Annotated in this window: 13 protein-coding genes; 10 read left to right on the top strand and 3 right to left on the bottom strand. The window is 71.2% G+C overall.

Annotated elements, in window-relative coordinates; genetic code table 11:
- The first annotated feature begins 163 nt into the window (after positions 1–163).
- Positions 164–2995, top strand: a complete 2832-nt coding sequence (locus CYFUS_RS00290) for a kelch repeat-containing protein (RefSeq protein ID WP_095983372.1) — start codon at positions 164–166, stop codon at positions 2993–2995.
- Between the two features lie 37 nt (positions 2996–3032).
- On the opposite strand, the gene CYFUS_RS00285 is transcribed toward CYFUS_RS00290, so the two are convergent.
- Complete coding sequence (locus CYFUS_RS00285; protein ID WP_232537281.1) at positions 3033–5099, bottom strand: PilZ domain-containing protein; 2067 nt, start codon at positions 5097–5099, stop codon at positions 3033–3035.
- A gap of 389 nt (positions 5100–5488) precedes the next feature.
- Between CYFUS_RS00285 and CYFUS_RS53715 the strand changes: the two genes are divergently transcribed.
- Entirely contained in the window at positions 5489–7435 is a 1947-nt protein-coding gene (locus CYFUS_RS53715; RefSeq protein WP_095983370.1) for a serine/threonine-protein kinase, read from the top strand.
- Positions 7432–8031: a DUF938 domain-containing protein gene (locus CYFUS_RS00275; RefSeq protein WP_095983369.1), complete on the top strand. Its 600-nt coding sequence runs from the start codon at positions 7432–7434 to the stop codon at positions 8029–8031. The genes CYFUS_RS53715 and CYFUS_RS00275 overlap by 4 nt, the downstream gene beginning before the upstream one ends.
- 3 nt (positions 8032–8034) lie before the next feature.
- Here CYFUS_RS00275 and CYFUS_RS00270 read toward each other — a convergent pair whose 3' ends face one another.
- On the bottom strand, positions 8035–9069 hold the full coding sequence (locus tag CYFUS_RS00270; protein WP_095983368.1) for a phytoene/squalene synthase family protein: 1035 nt from the start codon (positions 9067–9069) through the stop codon (positions 8035–8037).
- 463 nt (positions 9070–9532) lie between these two features.
- Between CYFUS_RS00270 and CYFUS_RS00265 the strand changes: the two genes are divergently transcribed.
- Positions 9533–9820 carry a hypothetical protein gene (locus CYFUS_RS00265; protein WP_157758139.1) on the top strand — a complete coding sequence of 96 codons (288 nt, stop codon included), beginning with the start codon at positions 9533–9535 and terminating at the stop codon, positions 9818–9820.
- A 289-nt stretch (positions 9821–10109) separates the two neighbouring features.
- Positions 10110–11879, top strand: coding sequence for a serine/threonine-protein kinase (locus tag CYFUS_RS00260; RefSeq protein WP_095983366.1), 1770 nt, complete (start codon positions 10110–10112; stop codon positions 11877–11879).
- Positions 11880–11900: 21 nt separating this feature from the next.
- Here CYFUS_RS00260 and CYFUS_RS00255 read toward each other — a convergent pair whose 3' ends face one another.
- Positions 11901–12827: a papain-like cysteine protease family protein gene (locus CYFUS_RS00255; protein WP_095983365.1), complete on the bottom strand. Its 927-nt coding sequence runs from the start codon at positions 12825–12827 to the stop codon at positions 11901–11903.
- A gap of 287 nt (positions 12828–13114) precedes the next feature.
- Here CYFUS_RS00255 and CYFUS_RS00250 point away from each other — a divergent pair, with 287 nt between their 5' ends.
- The 5 genes from CYFUS_RS00250 (at position 13115) to CYFUS_RS00230 (ending at position 21287) form a co-directional block, all read left to right on the top strand.
- Positions 13115–14311, top strand: a complete 1197-nt coding sequence (locus tag CYFUS_RS00250) for an ABC transporter substrate-binding protein (protein ID WP_095983364.1) — start codon at positions 13115–13117, stop codon at positions 14309–14311.
- A complete protein-coding gene (locus tag CYFUS_RS00245; RefSeq protein WP_095983363.1) occupies positions 14298–16298 on the top strand; it encodes an ATP-binding protein in 2001 nt (666 codons plus the stop codon). Before CYFUS_RS00250 ends, CYFUS_RS00245 begins: the two co-directional genes overlap by 14 nt.
- An 82-nt stretch (positions 16299–16380) precedes the next feature.
- Entirely contained in the window at positions 16381–19146 is a 2766-nt protein-coding gene (locus tag CYFUS_RS00240; RefSeq protein WP_095983362.1) for a protein kinase domain-containing protein, read from the top strand.
- 145 nt (positions 19147–19291) lie between these two features.
- Positions 19292–20566, top strand: a complete 1275-nt coding sequence (locus CYFUS_RS00235) for a sigma 54-interacting transcriptional regulator (protein WP_232537280.1) — start codon at positions 19292–19294, stop codon at positions 20564–20566.
- A gap of 112 nt (positions 20567–20678) precedes the next feature.
- Entirely contained in the window at positions 20679–21287 is a 609-nt protein-coding gene (locus tag CYFUS_RS00230; RefSeq protein ID WP_095983361.1) for a hypothetical protein, read from the top strand.
- The last annotated feature ends 22 nt before the right edge of the window (positions 21288–21309 follow it).

Below are 21309 nucleotides of genomic sequence, written 5' to 3'. Positions count from 1 at the left end.
GAAGGGCCCGTCCGCACCCCTGCCCGAGTTGAGTCTTTTCTCACACCATGAGTTTCCAATTTATCCGGGTTGTACATCTTTATGTATTGATTGTTGTCGGCGGAAGTCGGCGCAGGTGGACCGCGAACGAGCGACCGGCTGCGCCGTGCATGGGGGGAGAGCCATGGACAAGAAGAGGATCGTCCGCGGGTGTATCCGCGGAAGCCTGATGGTGTTGGCGTTGGCCGGCTGCGGGCAGAAGGCCTCGAGTGGCGGGGAAGCACCCGGTGCCCGGAGCGGACTCCTCACGGGAAGCTGTGAGGTGAGGCCTCCCGTGCCCCCTGTCTTCGAGCCCGAGCTGGAGTGGGCCTGGACGGGCAGCGATGTCATGCCCTCGCACACCAACGTGATGATGGCGCCCGTGGTGGTGGACACCAACGGGGATGGCGTTCCGGACGTCGTCTTCAACTCCTACGCGGGAGAGAACTACATCAGCGATGGCATCCTGCGCGCGGTGGATGGCGCCACGGGCGTGGAGCTGTGGGCGGTGACGAAGCAGGAGCACCGGGTGCGCGGCGCGTCGAGCATCGCGGCGGGTGACCTCGACGGGGACGGGCGGGTGGAGATCTGCACCGTGGCCCAGGACAGCCGGGGCCTCTTGTGCTTCGAGCACGACGGCACCTTCAAGTTCCGCACCGTGGGGCCGGGCAACAACTGGGGGGGCCCGTCGCTGGCGGACCTCGAGGGAGACGGGCAGGTGGAGATCATCAACGGCCATGCCGTCTTCGACCACACGGGAGCGCTCAAGTGGTTGGGCAGCGACGGCCCGGGAGGCACCACCAACGGCCCGATCTCCTTCGCGGTGGACATCGATCAGGATGGCAAGCTCGAGGTGATCAACGGCCGGGCCATCTACCAATACGACGGGCAGCCGCGGTGCGTGAACACCGACATCGGCCATGGGCTCGCGGCGGTGGCCAACTTCGACGCCGATCCCCAGGGCGAGGTGGTGGTGGTGTGGAGCGGCTATGTGACGTTGATGGATGATCTCTGCCAGTCCTTGTGGACCATGCCCATTCCGGGTGGCGGCGTGGGTGGCACCCCCAACATCGCGGACTTCGACGGAGACGGCCAGCCGGAGATCGGCGTCGCGGGCACGGACCGCTACACCGTCTTCGAGGCGGACGGCAGCGTGAAGTGGACGAGTACCATGCGCGATCACAGCTCCAACCGCACGGGCTCGTCCACCTTCGACTTCGAGGGGGATGGGCGCTCGGAGATCGCCTACGCGGACGAGGTGCGGCTGCGCATCTACGACGGCACCACCGGCGCGGTGCGCTTCGAGGTGCCCCACAGCTCCTGCACCGCCTACGAGCAGCCCATCGTCGCCGACGTGGATGGAGACCACAACGCCGAGCTGCTCGTGGCGCAGAACACCACCTGTGGCTTCGGCTCGTTCGCGGGCCTGCGCCTGTACCGGGACAGGAAGGACGGGTGGGTGAACACCCGGCGCGTCTGGAACCAGCACGCCTACTCCATCACCCACGTGAACGAGGATGGCACCCTCCCCACCCACCCCGCCACCGCCTGGTTGAGCGGCTTCAATTCCTTTCGTTCCAACAGCCAGGGCAGCCCCGGCACGTCCGCCTTCGCTGCGCCCGATGTCAGGGTTTCGGACCTCACCGCCACGTGTGACGCCACGACCTGGACGCTGACGCTCCAGGCCCGCGTGCGCAACACGGGGGACGCGGCGACCTCGGCCGGGTTGAAGGTGGCCTTCTACCAGGGAGCTCCCGCCTCGGGCGGCCAGTTGCTGGGAGTCGCCTCGCTGCCCCAGGCCCTGCCCCCGGCGGGCGAGGCGAGCGCCACGTTGAAGCTCACCACCGCCCCGGATCCGAGCGCCCGGCTCTGGGCCGTGGCCGATGACGACGGCACTCCGGGGGCGGGCCGCGAGCTGGAGTGCGACGAGGGCAACAACGCCGCCTCCTTGGACGCGGGCCCGCGGTGCGCCCCTTCTCCGAGCAGGACGTGGGTGCGCCGCGGCGACCTGCTCCTGCCCCGGCTGATGCACGCCGCGGCCCTCCTGGCGGATGGCCGGGTGCTGGTGGCTGGCGGCTTCAACCGCACGGCGGAGGTGTACGATCCCCTCGGCGCGACCTGGTCGGCCACCGCGAGCACCCTCGTCCCGCATCGCGGCCACGCCATGACCCGGCTCGCCGATGGCCGGGTGCTGCTCGTGGGCGGCTCCACCCGCGCCAACGCCGAGCTGTATGTCCCGGCGCTCGGCGAGTGGAGGGCGGCGGGACTTCTCCACAAGTTGCGCTACCACCCCACGGCCACGCTCCTGCCCGATGGCCGGGTGCTCGTCGTGGGCGGCGCCACCTCCGAGGACGGTGGCGGGATGCTGGGCTCCAGCGAGCTGTACGACCCCGCCCACGACACCTGGTCGCTCACGGGCACACTGGGCACCGCTCGCTCGCGGCACACGGCCACGCTCCTGCCCGACGGCCGGGTGCTCGTCGTGGGCGGCGTGGATGGCTCGGGCAACTCCCTGGCCTCGGCCGAGGTGTTCGACCCCGCCACGGGGAGCTTCTCGCCCGTGAGCGCCACCCGGGTGGGCCACGGCGTGCATACCGCCACCGCGCTGGCCGATGGCCGGGTGCTCGTGGTGGGCGGCCTGGCCCCTGGCGTCCCGTCCGCCGCGAGCGCCGAGCTGTATGACTCCACCACGGACACCTGGACGACCACGGGCCCCGTGCGCACGCCCCGCCGCGCGCACACGGCCACGCTGCTGCCCGGCGGCGAGGTGCTCGTGGCGGGTGGCTACCATCCCTCCACGGGCATTCTCACCACCGCGGAGCGGTTCGACCCCGTCAGCGGCACCTGGAGCGACACGGCCCCCATGAACGTGGACCGCTACGGCCACACCGCCACGCTCCTGGGCGATGGCACGGTGCTCGCGGTGGGAGGCGTGAGCAACCACGACTCCGCCTCCACCGAGTCCTACTCCCCCTGAGCACCCGCCCCCCGGAAAGCCCCCGGGGGGCGGTGCCTCATGCATCGCCTCCCCGGGGCGTCGTCGCCTCGCACAGGTGCTCGATGAAGTCCGGCAGCAGCTGGGCGGAGAGGATCCAGATGCGTCCCTCGCCCAGGTCCGTGAGCCGGGCCTCGCCCAGGTAGTCCCGGTGCTCCTCCTCCACGTAGTGGATGAACACGTCCAGGCCGCGCGCCCGGTACCACTCCGCGGCGCCAGCCAGCAGCGCCAGCATCGCCTGCTGAGCCTCGGGCAGCGACGCGTCCACCAGGGGGATGATGCGCAGCCCGTTGAGCACGTGGAACAGGTTGAGCCCCGCGTGCGCCGCCTCCATGATGCCCACCGCCACCGCGCGGCCGTCCTTGCGCGCCACCAGCACGTGGCGCTCGCGGCCCAGCCGGGCCCCGCTCCACTGCTGCTTGAGCCCCGACAAGTCGAAGCGCTCGGGCACCAGGTCCAACGCCTCGCGGTAGGCCACCGGGCGTGTGCGCTCGAGCCGCGCGAACAGCGCCTGCTTCTCCTCGTCCGTGGGCTCGCCCAGACTGAAGCCCTCGGGCATCACCCACTCCCGGCGCGCGTCCGCCTCCATCAGGTGGAAGTTGAGCACGCATGCCTGGCCCGTGTGCTGGTACCACTCGGCGAAGTCGAGCGCCGTGAAGCGCACCCAGCGCACGTTCGCCTCGCAGTACGCGAGGAACCACTTGATGTCCGGATCCGTCTGCGCCGGCTCGAAGCCGCGCAGGTAGATGTCGCGCAGGGCCTCGCGCGCCGTGCCGCGGCAGCGCTCGCCCGCGGGCAGGTGCCGCGCCAGGTGGTGTGCCATCCAACTGCCCGAGTACGGCTTGAGCCAGGACAGGCTCGCCTCCACCGTGTCGCTCTGGGGCACGGGCCGCACCACGCGGTAGCCCAGCCGGGGCGCCCGCTCCAGGCGCTCGTGTGCCTCGCGGTACTCGGCCTTCATGCGCTCGAAGTCCGCGGGCGTCTTGCCCGACAGCCGGAAGTAGCCCGAGCGCTCGTAGAGATCCCACGTGCCCTGATCCCACTGTCCGGACACGCGGGTGTTCGGGTGGCTCAGCTCCTCCACGAGCATGCGCCAGGCCGCCCCGTCGCCGATCGGCTCCACCTTCATGCCGCAGCGGCGGCCGGCGCTGGTGCCGCTGATGTTGCGCACCTCCGCCTTGACGTACACCGGGGCGCGGCCCGGCAGCTCCACCTCCATCTCGCTCAGCACGAGCCCCGGGTAGAGCAGGTCCTCCCCCGGCTCGGTGGCGAAGGACAGGCCCTCGTAGCTGATGTCCATCAGCTCGCGCTGCACGCGAACCTGGGGCCAGAGCGGATGGGCGAAGCGCGCCACGCAGCCGCCCCACGCCGGGGCGCGGCGCAGCCGACGGTGGCGGTAGCGCACCAGCTCGGAGGGCAGCTTCACGCTCCACAGCCCGTCCTCGTGCTGCGCCTCGTCCACCTGGAAGCGCAGCACGGAGCTGAAGCCATACACCTCCAGCAGGAAGGGGCCGGGCGGCAGCACGCCCCCACGCACCTCCCAGGCCACCCGGGCGTCGTACTTGTCGAAGAGCGCCGCGGACAGCTCCACGTCCCCATGCTCCGAGCGCGCCCTGCCCCGGCAGCGCCGCGCCACGAGCGCCTCGAAGATGCGGCCGATGCGATCCGCGCGCACGATCCGCTCCTTCCAGATGGGGCTGGCGTGCGGCAGCTCCAGGTGGCCCTCGTCTCGCCAGCCCTCCAGCATGGAGACGATGTGGCGACCCTGTGCGAGCGGCGGCGCCACGAAGCGCAGACTCAGCTCCGGCAGCGCCTCGGGCGCCGGCCGATGGATCTTCATCACCTCGGCCCTCAGGGCCGTTGCCTCCCCTCCCACCCCCAACACCACGTTGGCCCGCTGCCCCGGCTTGAGTGCCGGAGTCCTCTGCAGGCACACCGTCAAATGCTCCGGCGACAGTTGAACCAACCGTCCCTCCGGAGAACGTTCACCTTCCACGGACGCCACCGCCGCCAACCCCGGACCCATGCGATAGCCCAGGACGCTGTCTCGGGCACGCATGCGCTCCGCCACCTTTTTCGTCGCCATGGGGAACTCCACCTTCGGAATTCCGCCAATGTGGACACACTCCCCGGCTTGTGCAGCCTCACCGGATGTCGCCGGGCCCTCCAATCGTCGAGCACCCATCGGCCCCCCCGCAGGTGCTCACCCGACGACATCTTCCCTGTCCTTCGGGAGGGGCTTGCTCCTTCGCCCCCTCGTGCGCAGGGCGGACGCCTTCTGACACCTCGCCAACTCTTTCCCGCCATCCCCGGGTGTCTCAAAAACCAAGAAAAACTCGTGTTCCTGATCCGTTCAAAGCAGGAAAACCCGCGTTCAAGGTTTCACTGGAATGCACTCCGGTTACGCTCTCACGCGAAAAACATGGGGATGGCTTCCGCCTGGGGCGGCGGGTCCTATAGGCTTGGATTTCTCGAATGGCTGGTTCGATGCTTCCCTCCGCGCAGGACGATGTGCGCGGCCGGCAGATGGGCAACTACGAGGTGCTCTGCCGCCTGTCCACGGGAGGCATGGCGGAAATCTTCCTCGCCTCCAGGCGTGGCCTGGCGGGGTTCCACAAGCCGGTGGTGCTCAAGAAGATCCTCCCGGACATCCAGGGCCAGGAGGAGTTCGTCCAGATGTTCCTGGACGAGGCGCGCGTCACCGCGGCCTTCAACCACCCGAACATCGCGCAGGTATTCGATCTGGACGTGGCCGGGGACGAGCTGTTCCTGGCCATGGAGTTCGTGCCGGGCGCGACGCTCCTGGAAGTGGCGCGCGCGTGCCTGGCGGCCAAGGAGCCCATGCCCATGGGGCTGGGGCTCGCGGCGGTGCGCGACACGGCGCTGGCGCTGCACTACGCGCACACCTTCACGGACGCGCTGGGCGAGCCCTCGCCCGTCATCCACCGGGACGTGGCCGAGAAGAACATCATGGTGACGTACGAGGGCGTCACCAAGCTGCTGGACTTCGGCATCGCCAAGAGCGTGATGGAGGTGAGCCGCACCCAGGTGGGCATGGTGAAGGGCACGAGCGGCTACATGTCGCCGGAGCAGATCCTCGGCCAGCCGCTGGACGCGCGCAGCGATCTGTTCAGCCTGGGGGTGGTGCTGCACGAGTGTCTCACGGGGGCGCGGCTGTTTCCGGGCAAGGCGCCCGCGGCGGTGATGAACGCGGTGCTGCGCGGCCCCATCCCCGAGCCCTCGCGCGCCAACAAGGCCGTGCCCCCCGAGCTGGACGCCATCGTGCTCAAGGCCCTGGCGCGCCAGCGCGAGGACCGGTACGCGACGACGCTGGAGTTCGCGCGCGAGCTGGAGCGCGCCGTGAGCGGCCTCATCTGGCTGCCCGAGCAGAGCGGGGCGCTCCTGCGGCGCCTCTTCGCCGAGCGGCGCGAGCAGACGCGGCAGGTGCTCGCGGGCGCCCGGACGTCCACGGGCGAGGTGAAGCTGTCCGCCGCCCCGGCCGATTCCCGCGAAGGCGCCACCCCGGCCCCTCCCGCTCCGGCGCCCCGCCTGCCCACCGTCTCCCCCGCTCCTCCGCAGGCCTCGCGCGGGCCCTCGTCGTCCAACACGGACATCGTCCCCTACTCGCCCCTGGTGCCTCCTCCGGCGGCTCCCGTCGCCGCGGGTGAGCCCCGCGCCGCCTCTCCCGCGCCCCGCGCACCCGCGCGTGCCTCCATGGAGCGCTCACGGCCCGTGCTGCCTCCACCCACCCGGCCACGCCCGCCGGGCCGCGTGGACCCCCCTCCCGCCCCCGAGGAGGCGCGGGAGCCGGAGAAGACGGCCCTCGTCCGATCCCGGCGCTCCATGACTTCCGAGCACCGCGCCTCCTCTGCCGCCGAGAGCCGCCCCGCCTCCCCCGAGGCCCCCGCTTCCCGCTCCCCCGCCGAGAGCCGCCCCGCCTCCCCCGAGGCTCCCTCCTCCCGCGCCCTGCCCACGCGCGCCATGCGCATCCCCACTCCGGACGCGTCCCCCCGCGCATCCACCGCCGCGCCACCCTCCGACGTGGAACCGGACGAGGAGACCACCCGGCCCCACCGCCGTCCCGCCCTGCCCCTCCTGCCCGACGACACGAGCGAGGACTCGTCGGAATACCCCACCCTCCCCTACCAGACCCTTCCCTCCCTCCCCCCGCGCGCCCGCGCGCCGAGGACCGAGGAGGAGCTCCTGCTGTCCTCGGGCACCCACTCCATCGCGGCCTCGCGCTCCGGGTGGGGGCTCCGGGTGGCCCTGCTGGTGCTGCTGGGGCTGCTGGGGCTCGCGGCGATGTTCATCGCCCTGCGCTGGGACGGAGGTCTGGTGTCCTCGTGGCTGCTGCCTTCCCCGGCCGCCCAGGCGGCCCCGCCCGCCGCCTCGCCGGGCCCCGAGGGCTCCAAGGCTCCATGAAGCGCCACGCCCCTTCCGCCGAGCGCAACCGGGACCCCCTGCTGCCCGTGCTGCGCGAGGTGCTGCCCGCCCAGGGCACCGTGCTGGAGCTGGCGAGCGGCACCGGCCAGCACGCCGTCTTCTTCGCGCGCGCCCTTCCCGGGCTCACCTGGCAGCCCACCGACGTGGATCCCACCGCGCTCGCGAGCATCGAGGCCTGGCGCCAGGAGGAGGGCCCGCCCAACCTGCGTGCCCCGCTCGCGCTGGACGTGCTGGCCGAGCCCTGGCCCGTGGAACGCGCGGACGCGCTCGTGGCCATCAACCTGGTGCACATCTCCCCCTGGGAGGCCTGCCAGGGGCTGCTCCGGGGCGCGGGGCGGGTGCTCGCTCCGGGCGCGCCGCTCGTGCTCTACGGCGCCTGGTTCATCGAGGGACAAACCCCGGCGCCGAGCAACCTCGCCTTCGACGCCTCGCTGCGCGAGCGCAACCCCTCCTGGGGCGTGCGCGAGCTGGGCGCCGTCACCGCCGAGGCGCGGCGGCACGGCCTCGAGCGCGAGCGCGTCATCGAGATGCCCAGCAACAACCTCACCGTGGTGTTCCGCGCCCGGGCGGGGTGAGGCTCACGCGGGCAGCGGGGCGGTGAGCGCGGCGAACATGAGCTTGAGCGCCCCATCCCGGGCCACCAGCAGCTTCGTCGCGGCCACCACCCACTTCACCGTGCGCCGCGACACCTTCACCGGTCCGGGCTCGAGCACCCGGCCATTGCCGTACAGCTTGCGCAGCGTCATCACCGCGAGGAACAGCGGCCACAGGCAGAAGAGGCGGATGCCGTGCTCCTCGCGGGGCAGGCCCAGCACGTACTCGAACGCCTGGCGCAGCTCCCGGTGCGCCACCGCCACCAGCCGGCCATGGGCCTCGAGCGCCGCGCCACGGTTGCCCGGCTCCAGCAGGACCTCGGGCGTCAGGCCGTGCTCGGCCAGCAGCGGCCGGGGCAGCCAGCAGAAGCCCCGCTCCAGGTCCTCGCGCACGTCCTTGAGGATGTTGGTGAGCTGTAGCGCGTTGCCGAACGCCACCGAGCGCGGCTCGAGCGTGCGCGCGCGTCCGGCGATGGCCGGCGAGTACCACTCGAAGAGCCGGGTGAGCATCTCCCCCACCGTGCCCGCCACGTAGTAGCAGTACTCCAGGGTCTCCTCGAGCGAGTCGAGGCCCAGGCCCCCACCCGAGGCGCGGCCCTTGTTGCCCATGCGCCCCATGCCCTCGGTCATCAGCCGCAGACACGTGGCCACGTGCTCGCGCACCGGCGCCGCGTGCTCCCCGAGCGCCTCCAACACGAAACCCGTGCCCTCCACCAGCCGCACCTCGGCCTCGGGCGCCTGGGCGCGCAGCTCCCGCGCCGCCTCCCCGGTGAAGCGCCGGGCGTCCTCCCGCCACCCCTCGGGCAGCGTGCTCAGGCGCGCCAGCTCCGCGAGCAGCACCGCGCTGGCCGGCCCCCGCACCTCGTCCTCCAGCGTGTCGGCGATCCGGCACAGCAGGTAGGCCACCAGCACCGCCGTATCCAGCGGCGCGGGCAGCACGGGGATGTTGAGCGCGAAGGTGCGAGACACCGCCGGCAGCACCTCGCGGCAGAAGGCGAGCGCGGAAGAATCGTTCAACATCGGCATGGTCGACGCGAGGGAATCTCTCGGGTTGTCCCTGGTCTCGGAGACCTGATGCGTACTAAGAGGGGCTTCGCGGTAGGGCTGGGGGCCACGGGGGGGACTCAACTCCAAGGGAGCTCCTTCGCGTGACTCCCGGTTTCTGCCGCCACCGGATCGTCCACCCGGGCCGACAGCCGTCCATCCATCTCCCGGGTTCGCGTCACGAGGGTCGGCATTACCCCAGCCCGCCCCCGGGTGCACGCACTCCTTGGAGGACCCCTCATTCTTCCAGGAGGGAGTGTGGACCCCTGGCCGCTCGGAAACTGCCCGACCCGGGGGAAAGGGGCTCCCTCCGTCCGCCGGTGGACTCCTCCAATCCTGAAATTCCTGTCATTTCTACGGCCTTCCTCCTCGGGAAACCCCGTAACCTCTCGGAATCACACGGCTCGTTCCCGGTATGCTTCTGGCATTCCAGGGCTGCATGGCTTTCACTGAATCCGTGAGCTCCGAGCAGCCGGCGCAAGCCTTCTCGCTCTACGTCCCGTTCCCGCAGCAGGCGCAGATGGATCTGCTGCCGGCGGACACGCGTCACACCCTGTTGGGAGAGCTGTTCCAGATGGCGGTCCAGGCGGCGCGGGAGCGGGACTTCCTGCCGCGCGCTGCCCCCGTCACCCTGGAGTTCCAGCTGGCTGGCTGCGACGTGCGACTGGAGCTGGATGCCGAGCGTGCCCGCCTCACCCTGGTGTCCCTGTCGCGCACCTGGCACTGAGCCACCGGGGGCCTTTGTCCACAGTTCGGGTTGTCCCCAGGCCCCGCTGTTTCTTCACTGGATAGAGAGTGATCTTGATCTAGAAGAGGTAACAGCAGGGGGTGTGGGCTTGTGGAAAAGTCCGTAAGCGCTCGTCATCCTTGAGGATTCCCGAGGATGCTACATGTGGGGAAGTTGGCGCTTATCCCCGGCCATCCACAAGGGTGGGGAGCGCGGTGGGGTTGTCCACAGGGACTCCCGGTTTGCTCCACAGGCCGTCCACAGGGGCTGTGGGCTATGCTGCGCGCCCATGTCCGACCCTGCCCAGGGGCCCTCCGCATCATCTTCTCCCGTGCCGTTCGATCCCCACCGGGGAGAGCGCATCGGACGCTACGAGGTTCTCTCCCAGTTGTCAGTGGGGGGCATGGCCGAGCTGTTCCTGGGCTACACGTCGGGGCCGGGGGGCTTTCGCAAGTACGCGGCCATCAAGCGCATCCTGCCGGACGCGCGCAGCGACGAGCAGTTCGAGCGGATGTTCCTGGACGAGGCGCGCATCACCGCGGCGTTCAGCCATCCGAACATCGGCCAGGTGTTCGAGCTGGGGCAGGACCAGGGGGGGCTGTTCCTGGCGATGGAGTTCATCGCGGGGCAGAACCTGGATCAGGTGATTGCCCTGGGCCGGAGGCTCGGGGGGACGCTGCCCCTGGGCTTCGTGCTGTCGGTGGTGCGCGACGTGTGCCTCGCGTTGCACTACGCGCATACCTTCACCACGCCCGGGGGCAAGCCCCATCCCGTCATCCACCGGGACGTGGCCCACAAGAACGTGATGGTGACGTACGACGGGATGGTGAAGCTGCTGGACTTCGGCATCGCCAAGGCGCGCGGCGCCCGGGCGAACACCCAGGCGGGCATGGTGAAGGGCACCACCGGGTACATGTCGCCGGAGCAGGTGCGGGGCCAGCCGCTGGATGGCCGCAGCGATCTGTTCTCCGTGGGGGTGATGCTCCACGAGCTGCTCACGGGCGAGCGGCTGTTCGCCGCCGGGTCGGAGATCCAGGAGATGCAGATGATCCTGGGGGCGTCCATCCCCGATCCCCAGCCTCGGGGAGGGCAGGTGTCGGCGGAGATCCGCGCGGTGGCGCTCAAGGCGTTGGCGCGCGATCGGGAGCAGCGCTACGCGACGGGCCGGGACATGGCGCGGGCGCTGGAGGCCGCGGCGGGTCCCCTGCTCTTCGACGCCGAGCAACGCGCCGCCTTCATGGCCGAGCACTTCCAGAAGCAGCGGGAGGGCACGCGCCAGTTGCTGCAGACCGTGGACGAGACGCTGGATGGCACGTCGAAGGTGGCTCCGATCGCGTCGCGGCCGGAGCCGGAGCCCGCGCGCGCTCTCGAGGACGTGCGTCGTCCGGGAGTCGAGAAGCGGCCCGTGCCCCGGCGCAAGACGGAGCCGGAGGTGCCAGCCACCCCGCCGGACCGGGTGGTCACCACGGGCCGGGTGGTCACCCGGGAGTTCTCGAACGCCCCCGCCGCGCCCCCGGACACGCGGGAGACGCCAGGCCTCAAGGTGGCGAAGAGCTCCCTGGGCTTGTGGGCCGGGATGCTGGTGCTGGGCGGGTTGCTGGGCCTGGGAGCCATGGAACTCCGGCAGGTCTTCCTGGCCGAGCCGATCCCCGCTCCGCCTCCGGGCTCCGCGGAGGATCCCTCTCCCCTGCTTCCCCTCGGGCCCTCGCGTCCCCAGGGACCCGTGCCGTTACCCGAGACCGCGGCGGAGCCGACGAGCCCTCCGGCCGAGGAGGCCTCGAAGGCGTCCGCTTCCACCGCGGAGGCGACCGGGGCGGCTTCCCCCGCGCGTCCGGCGAAGCAGGGGTTGCTCACGCTCGTCACCCGGCCCGAGGCCGAGGTGTTCCTCAACGGGCGCTCGCTGGGCAAGACGCCCCTGTTCAAGAAGCCCGTTCCGGTGGGACAGCTCCGGCTGCTCCTCCAGGGCCAGGATGGCAAGCGGCGCGAGCTGTTCGTGCCCATCGAGCAGGGCAAGCCAGCGGTGCTCAACCTGACGCTGGCGGACCTCCCCGTGCGCTGAGGCGCGGCCCGCCCGCCGGGCCTACCCGTCCGAGCTCTCCTGCGAGTTGTTCTTCCAGCCCCAACCCTTGCCGGGCTTGTCGCCGAGCGTCTCGGCGTTATCCCGGTTCTTGCCGGCCAGATCCGTGGGGACGTCCGGGTTGCCCACGATGAGCACGCCGCCCGAGTGGCTCTTGCTCTGGTTGGTGTCGATGGCGTTGGCGAGATCCTCGGGCTTGGCGTAGTAGCTGGAGCCGTTGGAGGGATCCTTCACCAGGTAGCGGCCCTGGTTGTCCATGCCATCGATGAGCACCCAGTGCGGGCTGCCCGACGCGTCGTCGGGGCTGCCGGAGATCTTCGAGTCCAGCATCACCGCGGCCTTGTCGCCGTTGCGCAGCGCCTCGTCCATGACGTTGCGCTCCAGGCCCTTGGTGCTGTGCTTCACCTCGAGCCCCTCGGAGGTGAGCATGTCGGCCATCTCCGCGGGCGTGGTTCCATCCCCCTTGGTGAAGCGGCTCTTGAAGTCGTTGATGACGCCCTGACCCCGCTCGCCCTCCACCTTCTCACGGCCCTCCTTGGCTCCCTTGAACATGGCGGCCACCGTCTCGCCGCAGTCGCTGTTGCCCTCCTGCTGCAACACCGGCGCCTCGCTGTTCCACCCGCCCGCGTCCTTCTGCTCCAGCGCCACCACGTTGTTCTGCGAGTTGCGCGCGTTGTTCAGATCCAGCACCGACTCCTGATGCTGCTCGATCGCCTTGTCCAGCGCCTCGATCTGCTCCTTGGGGGCGCCGTACTTGATCAGCCACTGCTTCTGGTTCTCGAGCGCCTGCTGGTAGTCGTCCTTGACCGTCTCGAGCTCCTTGGTCAGCTTGGGCGGAGGCGGGGGAGGAGTCTGGGTCTCGGGCTCGGTGGTGGAGCTCTTGGTGACTCGTGGGAGGGTGACGGAGTTCGGGGGAATCGTCAGGCTCATGGGGGACCTCCCGGGGGCGGGAAATGCGCGGGTTCAGCTTCTCCCTAGTATCGCAACGTTTCGGAGATTGTTTCCAGTAGGGCTCGAAGTTTGCTCTCTCCGTGACCAACCAGGCAGCCGAGCCGGAGGCCCGAAATGTAGGACAGGAGACGCTGACGCTGCTGACGCCGCCGGGTGAGCGTTGTGCGGTGACGCCCGTTCCTGTCGGTTCCAGGCGACGCTACGCTCACCCCTCCTCGTCCTGATGTCTTCCCGGGCGCACGCGCAAAGGGGGGAGCTGCTTGCCCATGACCACGCTCCGGTGGCGCCTCGGTGCCCTGCTCGCGCCCGTGCTGCTCCCCTTGCTGCTCCTCGTGCTGATCCTCCTGGGGGCGGCGCCTCCCGAGCCCGCCGCTCCCGCGCGCGCGCGCATGCGCGTGGTCTTCCTCAATGCGCTGGGGATCGGGGGGGGCTTCTCCCGCCAGTTCAGGGGCGCCATGCACGCCGCCGCCCATGACCTGGGCATCGAGCTCATCGACATCGACGTGGGCCACTGGCCGGGGCAGATCCTCGAGCAGGCACGCCAGGCGGTGAGCGGGCCCGACAAGCCCGACTACCTCATCACCTCCATCCACCGCGGCATCGGCGCCCGCGTCCTCGAGGTGGCCGAGCAGGCCCAGGTGCCGGTGTTCGTCGTCAACTCCGGGCTGGCGCTCGAGGAGCGGGCGCGCTTCGGGGGGCCGCGCGAGCACTTCACGTGGTGGGTGGGCCAGATGGTGCCGGACGACGTGGGGGCGGGTGAGCGGCTGGTGCGGCTGCTGATCGACGCGGCCCAGGCGCGTCGGCGCTCCTTGGAGCGGGGGCCGGTGGAGGGGCCGGTGCGGCTCATCGCCATCGAGGGCCAGTGGGGGGACACCTCCGCGAAGCAGCGCCACCTGGGCCTGCGCCAGGCCCTGTCCGGAGAGAAGGACGCCGAGCTGCTCCAGAGCGTCACCGCCGCCTGGCAGCGGGAGGAGTCCCGGCGCAAGACGTTCCTCCTGCTGCGCCGCTACCCGGAGCTCGAGGTCATCTGGGCCGCCAACGATGACCTGGCGATGGGAGCGGTGCAGGCCCTGGAGGAAGCGGGTCGCCGCCCGGGCGAGGACGTGCAGGTGGGGGGCATCGACTGGACGCCCGAGGCGCTCCAGGCCGTGCGCGAGGGCAAGCTGGTGACGAGCCTCGGAGGACATTTCCTGGAGGGGGCGTGGGCCCTGGTGCTCCTGTATGATCACCACCAGGGGCGCGACTTCGCCTCCGAGCGGCTCGACTGGCGCACGGCGTTCCTGCCCGCCACGCGCGCCAACGCCGCGGGCTACCTGGAGGTGCTCGCCCGGCCGGATTGGGAGGCTTTCGACTTCCGGGCCTTCTCGAAGGCGGTCAACCCGCGCCTGACGCACTACGATTTCTCCCTCCAGGCCTTGTTCGCGCAGCGGCATCGCCGCATGGACCCGAATGGCAACCCCTGAGTCGCACGCGGTCACCTCTGGAGCCCGGGAGCGCGCGTCGGCGGCGGCCTGGGGCTCGCGCTGGCCGCGCTCCGGCAACCGGCTCGGACGACGGCTGCTGCTCTACATCCTGCTCTTCAGCACCGCCGTCAGCCTGCTGGGCACGCTGGTGCAGCTCGGCACCGACTACCAGCGGGAGGTGCGGCAGCTCGAGGAGCGTTTCAGGCAGATCCGCTCCAGCCACACGCAGGGCCTCGCCGAGAGCCTCTGGACACTCGACGAGACGCTCCTGCGCACCCAGCTCGAGGGCATCACCACGCTGCCCGGCATCGTGCTCGCGGAGGTGGACACCGAGCTGGGCACCCACTACGTGGCCGGCGGCGGCGAGCCCCGGGAGTTCTCCCACGACTTCCCGCTGTACCACGGTGCGCGCCTGCTCGGGACGCTCCGGGTGGGGGCCAACCTGGCGCACGCCCGCGCCGAGCTGCGCAGCCGGGTGCTCGTCATCCTCGCGACGGAGGCGGGCAAGACGTTCCTCTTCGGCCTCTTCGCCTTCTTCCTCATCCAGCGTCTGGTGACGCAGCACCTGGCCACCATGGCGGCCTACGCGCGCGGCCTGGACACGCAGCACCTGGAGGCGCCCCTGGTGCTGCGGCGCACGGGCACGCACCGGGTGCGCCAGGACGAGCTGGACGAGGTGAGCGCCGCCATCAACGAGATGCGCGAGTCCTTGCGCAAGGAGCTGGAGGAGCGGCAGCGTTCCGAGGCGGCCTCCGCCTTCCTCTCCAGGGCCGGCGCGGTGCTCGTGGAGTCGCTGGACCTGGAGAAGGTGCTGCCGCGCATCGCCTTCGTGTGCGTGGGCCCGCTGGCCGACTGGTGCGTCATCGACCTGCGGGAGGACGGGGTGCTGCGCCGGGTGGGCGGGGCGCACGTGGACGTGGCGAAGACGCCGCTGCTGGACGAGCTCCAGCGGCGCTACCCTCTCGGCCCGGACTCGAGGGTCCCGGCGGCCGTGGCCATGCGCACCGGCACGTGGGTGTTGGAGTCCCGCGTCACCCGGGCCGGGCTGCGCGCCTGGTGCGTCGACGACGCGCACGTCCAGCTCGTGTCGGAGCTGGGCCTGGGCAGCGTGCTGGCGGTACCACTGATGAGCCGGGGGCACGCGCTGGGCGCCATCACGTTCGCCGCGGCCGGGCCGGAGCGCTACGGGCCCGCCGAGCTCGCCCTGGCCGAGGAGCTGGCGCGGCGCACCGCCATCGCCATCGACAACGCGCGGCTCTACCGCCAGGCGGAGCAGGCCCTGCGGCTGAGGGAGACGTTCCTCTCGGTGGCCGGGCACGAGCTGCGCACACCCCTGCTGCCCCTCCAGTTGCGGCTGCAGAGCCTCCTACGCCGCGGCCGGAACGCGGCCCCCCTGGAGCCGGAGGTGCTGCTCGGGGAGATCGCCGTCGCCGAGTGGCAGACGCGGCGGCTCGGACTGCTGGTGGACCAGTTGCTCGACGTGTCCCACCTCATCGCCGGCAACGCGCTGGTGCTGCGGCGCAAGCGCATGGACCTGTGCAAGCTGGTGGAGGGGGTGCTCGAGGGCGTGCAGCGGCAGATCTCCGACAGCGGCTCCGAGGTGGTGCGCGAGCTGTGCAGCCCGGTGGAGGGCGAGTGGGATCCGCGCCGGCTGGAGCTGGTGGTGATGGGCCTGGTGCAGAACGCGCTGAAGTTCGGCGAGGGCCGGCCCATCGACGTGCGCGTGACGCCCCGGGAGGGCTCGGTGGTCCTGGTGGTGCGCGACCGGGGCATGGGGATGTCGAAGAGCGAACAGGAGCACATCTTCGACCGCTTCAGCCGGGGGGTGCCGGAGCAGCACTTCGGGGGGCTGGGGCTCGGCCTCTACCTCACGCGCGAGGTGGTGCGGGCCCACTCGGGCTCCATCTCCGTGGAGAGCGCGCCCGGGCAGGGCACCACGTTCACCGTGGTGCTGCCGTTGGGCGAGGCCCCGGGGCCGGTTGCCTGAGGGGTGCTCGGGCCCACCCCCGCGCCCTGTCTCGGCACCCCGTCTTTACAAAGATGGAGCCGAGGTGGAATCCTGGACAGCCATGGGTGACGGTAAAACCAGGAGTAGCCGGTTCCGAAGCAAGCATTCGCGCGAGCAGCCGGCGCCGAACACGGGCCGCTCCAACCGCGATGCCCAGGTGGAGGACGCTCCGCCGGTGGCGCAGGTGGGGCGCTACGTGCTGCTCAAGCAGTTGGGACAGGGCGGCATGGGCGTCGTGTACTCGGCGTACGATCCGGACCTGGATCGCAAGGTGGCCCTCAAGCTGTTGCAGTCGGACGGCCACTCGGACGCGGAGGCGGCGCGCGCGAGGCTGTTGCGCGAGGCGCAGGCCATGGCCCGGGTGACCCACCCGAATGTCGTCCCCATCCACGACGTGGGCATGTGGGGCGAGCACGTGTTCCTCGCCATGGAGATGGCGGACGAGGGCACGCTCAGCGGGTGGTTGGAGAAGGAGCGGCCCTGGCGCGAGGTGCTCGAGGTCTTCCTGGAGGCGGGTCGGGGCCTGCTCGCGGCGCACGAGGCGGGGCTGGTGCACCGCGACTTCAAGCCCGCCAACGTGCTGATCGGCCGCGGCGGCCGCGTCTACGTCACCGACTTCGGCCTGGCGCGCAAGATGGGGGAGTCCGTCGTCCCCGAGGAGCCCCTGCCCGAGCAGGCCCAGGGCCTGGTGCCGCCCGAGCGCCGCATGCTGGAGACCACCCTCACCCGCTCGGGCGTGGTGATGGGCACGCCCAACTACATGTCTCCCGAGCAGTACGAGGGGGGCGAGCTCGACGCGCGCTCGGACCAGTTCAGCTTCTGCGTGGCGCTCTACTGGGGCCTCTACCGCAAGCGCGCCTTCGACTCCACGCGCATGCGGGCCTTCATCACCTCGCGGCGCAGGGAGGAGCTGGTCTCGGCGCGCACCCAGACGCTGGACGTCGCGCCGGCGCCCGTGGTCAAGCGCAGCCCGGCCGCGGACCTCATCCAGGAGCCGCCGCGCGAGTCCAAGGTGCCCACGTGGGTGCGCCAGGCGCTCATGCGCGGCATGTCGCTGGATCCCCAGGAGCGCTTCGCCTCGATGCGCGAGCTGCTGGAGGCGCTGTCGCAGGAGCGGCGGCGCGTGCAGCGCCAGCGCTGGGCGGCGGCGGCGTGCGCGGCGGGCGTGGGGCTGTCGGTGGTGGGCGGGGTGGTGTACCGCCAGTCCCAGGTGTGCACGGGCGCCGACGCGCTCATGGCCGAGGTGTGGGGGCCCGACTCGGGCGCCACGCTGGACAAGGCCTTCCAGGCCACCGGACGACCCGGCGCGGGGGAGATGGCCACGCGCGTCGCCCGGGTGCTGGAGGAGTACGCGGCGGACTGGAAGCGGCAGAGCACCGAGGCGTGCGAGGCCACGCGCGTGCGCGGGGTGCAGACCGAGGAGCTGTTGTCCCAGCGCGTGGTGTGTCTGGACCGGCGGCGCCAGGACATGCGGGCCGTGGTGGGCGTGCTGGCCGACGCGGACGCGAAGCTCGTGGACCGGGCGCTCGACGCGGTGTTCGCGCTGCCCTCGCTGAGCGAGTGCGCGGACGTGGAGTCGCTCGCCGCGCAGCAGCGCCTGCCGGTGGACCCCGCGCGCCGCGCGGAGATCGCCCGGCTCGGAGGGGAGCTCGCCGGGGTGAAGGCGATGCTCGACGCGGGGCGCTACCGGCCCGCCCTGGAGAAGGGCTTCTCGCTGGAGACCCCCGTGCTCGCCACGGGCCACCTGCCGCTCATCGCCGAGCTGCGCTACGACCTGGGCGCGCTCCAGTCCAACCTCGGCGCGGCCGCCGAGTCCGGGCGGCTGCTCACCCAGGCCTTCTTCGACGCCGAGTCGGGACGGGCCGATCGGCTCAAGGTGTCCATCGCCACCCGGCTCAACTTCGTGGAGAACGGGCAGAAGCACTTCCCGCAGGCGGACAGCTGGGCGGGCCTGGGCGAGGCCACGCTGCGGCGTCTGGGAGGAGATCCGGCCCTGGAGGCCGACCTGCTGACGAACCGGGCCAACTCGGCCATCACCCAGGAGCACTACGCGGATGCCCGCACCCTGCTGGAGAAGGCCCGCGCCCTCCAGGAAAAGGCGCTGCCCCCCGGCCACCCCAAGCGCGCGCGCACCCTCTTCCAGCTCGGCCGCGTGCTGTTGGACATGAACGAGCGGCCCCGGGCGGTGGCGCTCCTGGAGGAGGCGCTCCGGCAGACCCAGGCCGCCGTGGGGCCCCTCCACCCGGACACCGGCAGGCGCCATGGCCTGCTCGCCGGGCTGCTGCTCGAGATGGGACAGCCGGAGCGGGCCCTGGAGCATGCGCGCGCCGTGGTCGCCGCGCACACCGCCGCCTTCGGTGAGCACAGCCCCCAGGTGGCCAGCGCCCTGGACGGGGTGGGCCAGTGTCTGCTCAAGCTCGGACGCTCCGAGGAGTCGCTCGCCACCTTCGAGCGGGCGCTCGCCCTCAAGCGCGAGGCCCTGGCTCCGGACGACGAGGACCTCCAGTACTCCTACGACGGGGTGGGCCAGGCCTTGATGCGGCTGGGCCGCACGCGCGAGGCGATCGAGCCCCTGCGCCGGGCCGTCGCCTTCCCCACGATGAGTCCGGACGCGCTGGCCGAGTCGGGCTATGCCCTGGCGCGTGCCCTGTGGGCGACCGACCCGGGGCCCGAGGCGCGCGGCGAGGCGCGGCGCGAGGCGGCCCAGGCCCGCGAGCGCTTCCTCCAGGCGGGGCTCGCTCCCCGTGCGTCCGAGGTGGACTCCTGGCTCGAGTCCCTTCCCCAGGAGTCCTCGTCCCTGGCCCTCCGGCGCTCCGTCCGGCGATAGGAACCGGACAGCGCACGGGAGCCGTTTCGACGGGGTGCCACGGGCGTGGAAGCGTGTTAGCGTCCCCACCGTGTCGTCTTACGAGGAAGATGAGAATCTGGATGCGACCGCGACTCTCCAGCGCGTCGCTCCCGGCCGCGTGCGGATGAAACTGCTCGTGTTGTCCGGCTCCGAAGCGGGTCGCGGCTATTCGCTCGACCAGCGTGAGTACATCGTGGGCAAGGCTCCCACGTGCGACATCATCCTGGCCGACAAGACCATCTCGCGCCAGCACCTGCGGATCGAGGTGCATGAGGAGCATGTGCTGGCGGTCGACCTCGACTCGCGCAACGGCTCGTTCTGCGAGGGGCTGCGCTTCTCGCAGATGGAGCTGCGCCCGGGCAGCGTCATCACCCTGGGCACCACCGAGCTCAAGGTGGTGCCCGAGGACACCCGCGAGCGCTCCATGCCCCTGTCCGGGCGCGATCACTTCGGCGCGCTCGTGGGCACCAGCCGCAAGATGCGCGAGGTCTTCACCCTGCTCGAGCGCATGGCGCCGGGCGGCTCGGACGTGCTCATCCAGGGCGAGACGGGCACGGGCAAGGAGCTGTGCGCCGAGGCGCTCCACAACGAGAGCAAGCGCGCCAAGGGCCCCTTCATCATCGTGGACCTGGCGGGCATCGCCCCCTCGCTCATCGAGTCCGAGCTGTTCGGGCACGTGAAGGGGGCCTTCACCGGCGCCCAGACGGACCGCGCCGGCGCCTTCGAGCGCGCCGCGGGTGGCACCGTCTTCCTCGACGAGGTGGGCGAGCTGCCCCTGGATCTGCAACCCAGGCTCCTGCGGGTGCTGGAGCGCCGGCAGGTCAAGCGCGTGGGCGCCAATGACTACCGCACCGTGGACATGCGCGTGGTGGCCGCCACGCACGTGGACCTGGAGGGCGCGGTCAAGGCGAACAAGTTCCGCCGCGACCTCTACCACCGGCTCGCGGTGCTGCGCGTCACCCTGCCCGCCCTGCGCGAGCGCCCCGAGGACATCCCCCTGCTCATCGACACCGTGCTCGGCCGCATGGGCAAGCCCCCGAGCGCCCTGTCGGACCAGACGCGCGCGCTGCTCAGCCAGTACCCATGGCCGGGCAACGTGCGCGAGCTGCGCAACGTGGTGGAGCAGGTGGTCAACCTGGGCGAGGAGGCCCTGCCGGAGCTGCCTCCCCTGGGCGCGGGCGCCGAGCAGGCCATGGGCGCCTCCACCGCCGAGCTGGATCTGCCCTTCAAGGAAGCCAAGGAGCGGCTCATCGAGGGCTTCGAGCGCGACTACCTCAAGGGTCTGCTCGAGCGCTGTGAGGGCAACATCTCGCGCGCCTCGCGCGAGGCCGGCATCGATCGCGTCTACCTGCGCAAGCTCCTGCGCAAGCATGGCCTGGAAGATCGCGACGGCGGCTGACGCGCGAAGGGCCCCCGCGCTCCCGGGGGTCATTCCAATCCTGTGGTATAGGAAGTCGCATATCACCCACGGGTGGTAGTGCTTCCCGTTCCCCTTCGATAGGAAATCCCCCATGGCCGAGTCTTCGACCCCCGGTGGTTCGCCCCCTCCCGCCTCCTCCTCCACCGCGCCCTCCGGTGACACCGACAAGGCCCAGCTGCTCAAGCAGGTGGGCGACATGATGCAGGCCATCCAGAAGATGATGGCCCTGTTCAACGGCGCCGAGGAGCCTGGCACTCCGGCGTCCTCCGCTCCGGGCAGCGCGAAGGCGGCCGGAGTGGACGGTGGCGCGATCGACGAGGCCCTCGGTGGCGGTGAGTTCGGCAAGACGCTCGGCCAGGTCATCGACAACGAGTTCGGCGAGAAGCTCGTCCAGGCGCTCAAGGGTGAGAACGGCGAGGCCCTCAAGAACAAGCTCAACGACTCCATCCAGAAGCTGTTGGAGCAGCAGAAGAACAACAAGGCCGAGGTCGCCAAGACGCTCCTGGAGGCCTCCGAGAAGCTCAAGAAACTGCTCGAGCGTCCCCGGGGCTCGGACCTGCGCGAGACCGCCCGGATGCTCGGGGACGTCCTCGGCGAGGCGCTCGGCAAGATTCAGCAGTTGGCCAGCGTGAATCCCGTCCGGAAGCTCGGCGAGACGACCGTGGAGCTGCTCTCCCAGCAAGGCCGCAAGGGCACCTGACGCACCCGCTCCCGCGCCTCTC

Source organism: Cystobacter fuscus (assembly GCF_002305875.1).
In the GTDB taxonomy this organism is placed as follows: domain Bacteria; phylum Myxococcota; class Myxococcia; order Myxococcales; family Myxococcaceae; genus Cystobacter; species Cystobacter fuscus_A.
The sequence above is the reverse complement of the archived record's forward strand: the minus strand, read 5'-3'. Positions and strand labels throughout refer to the sequence as shown.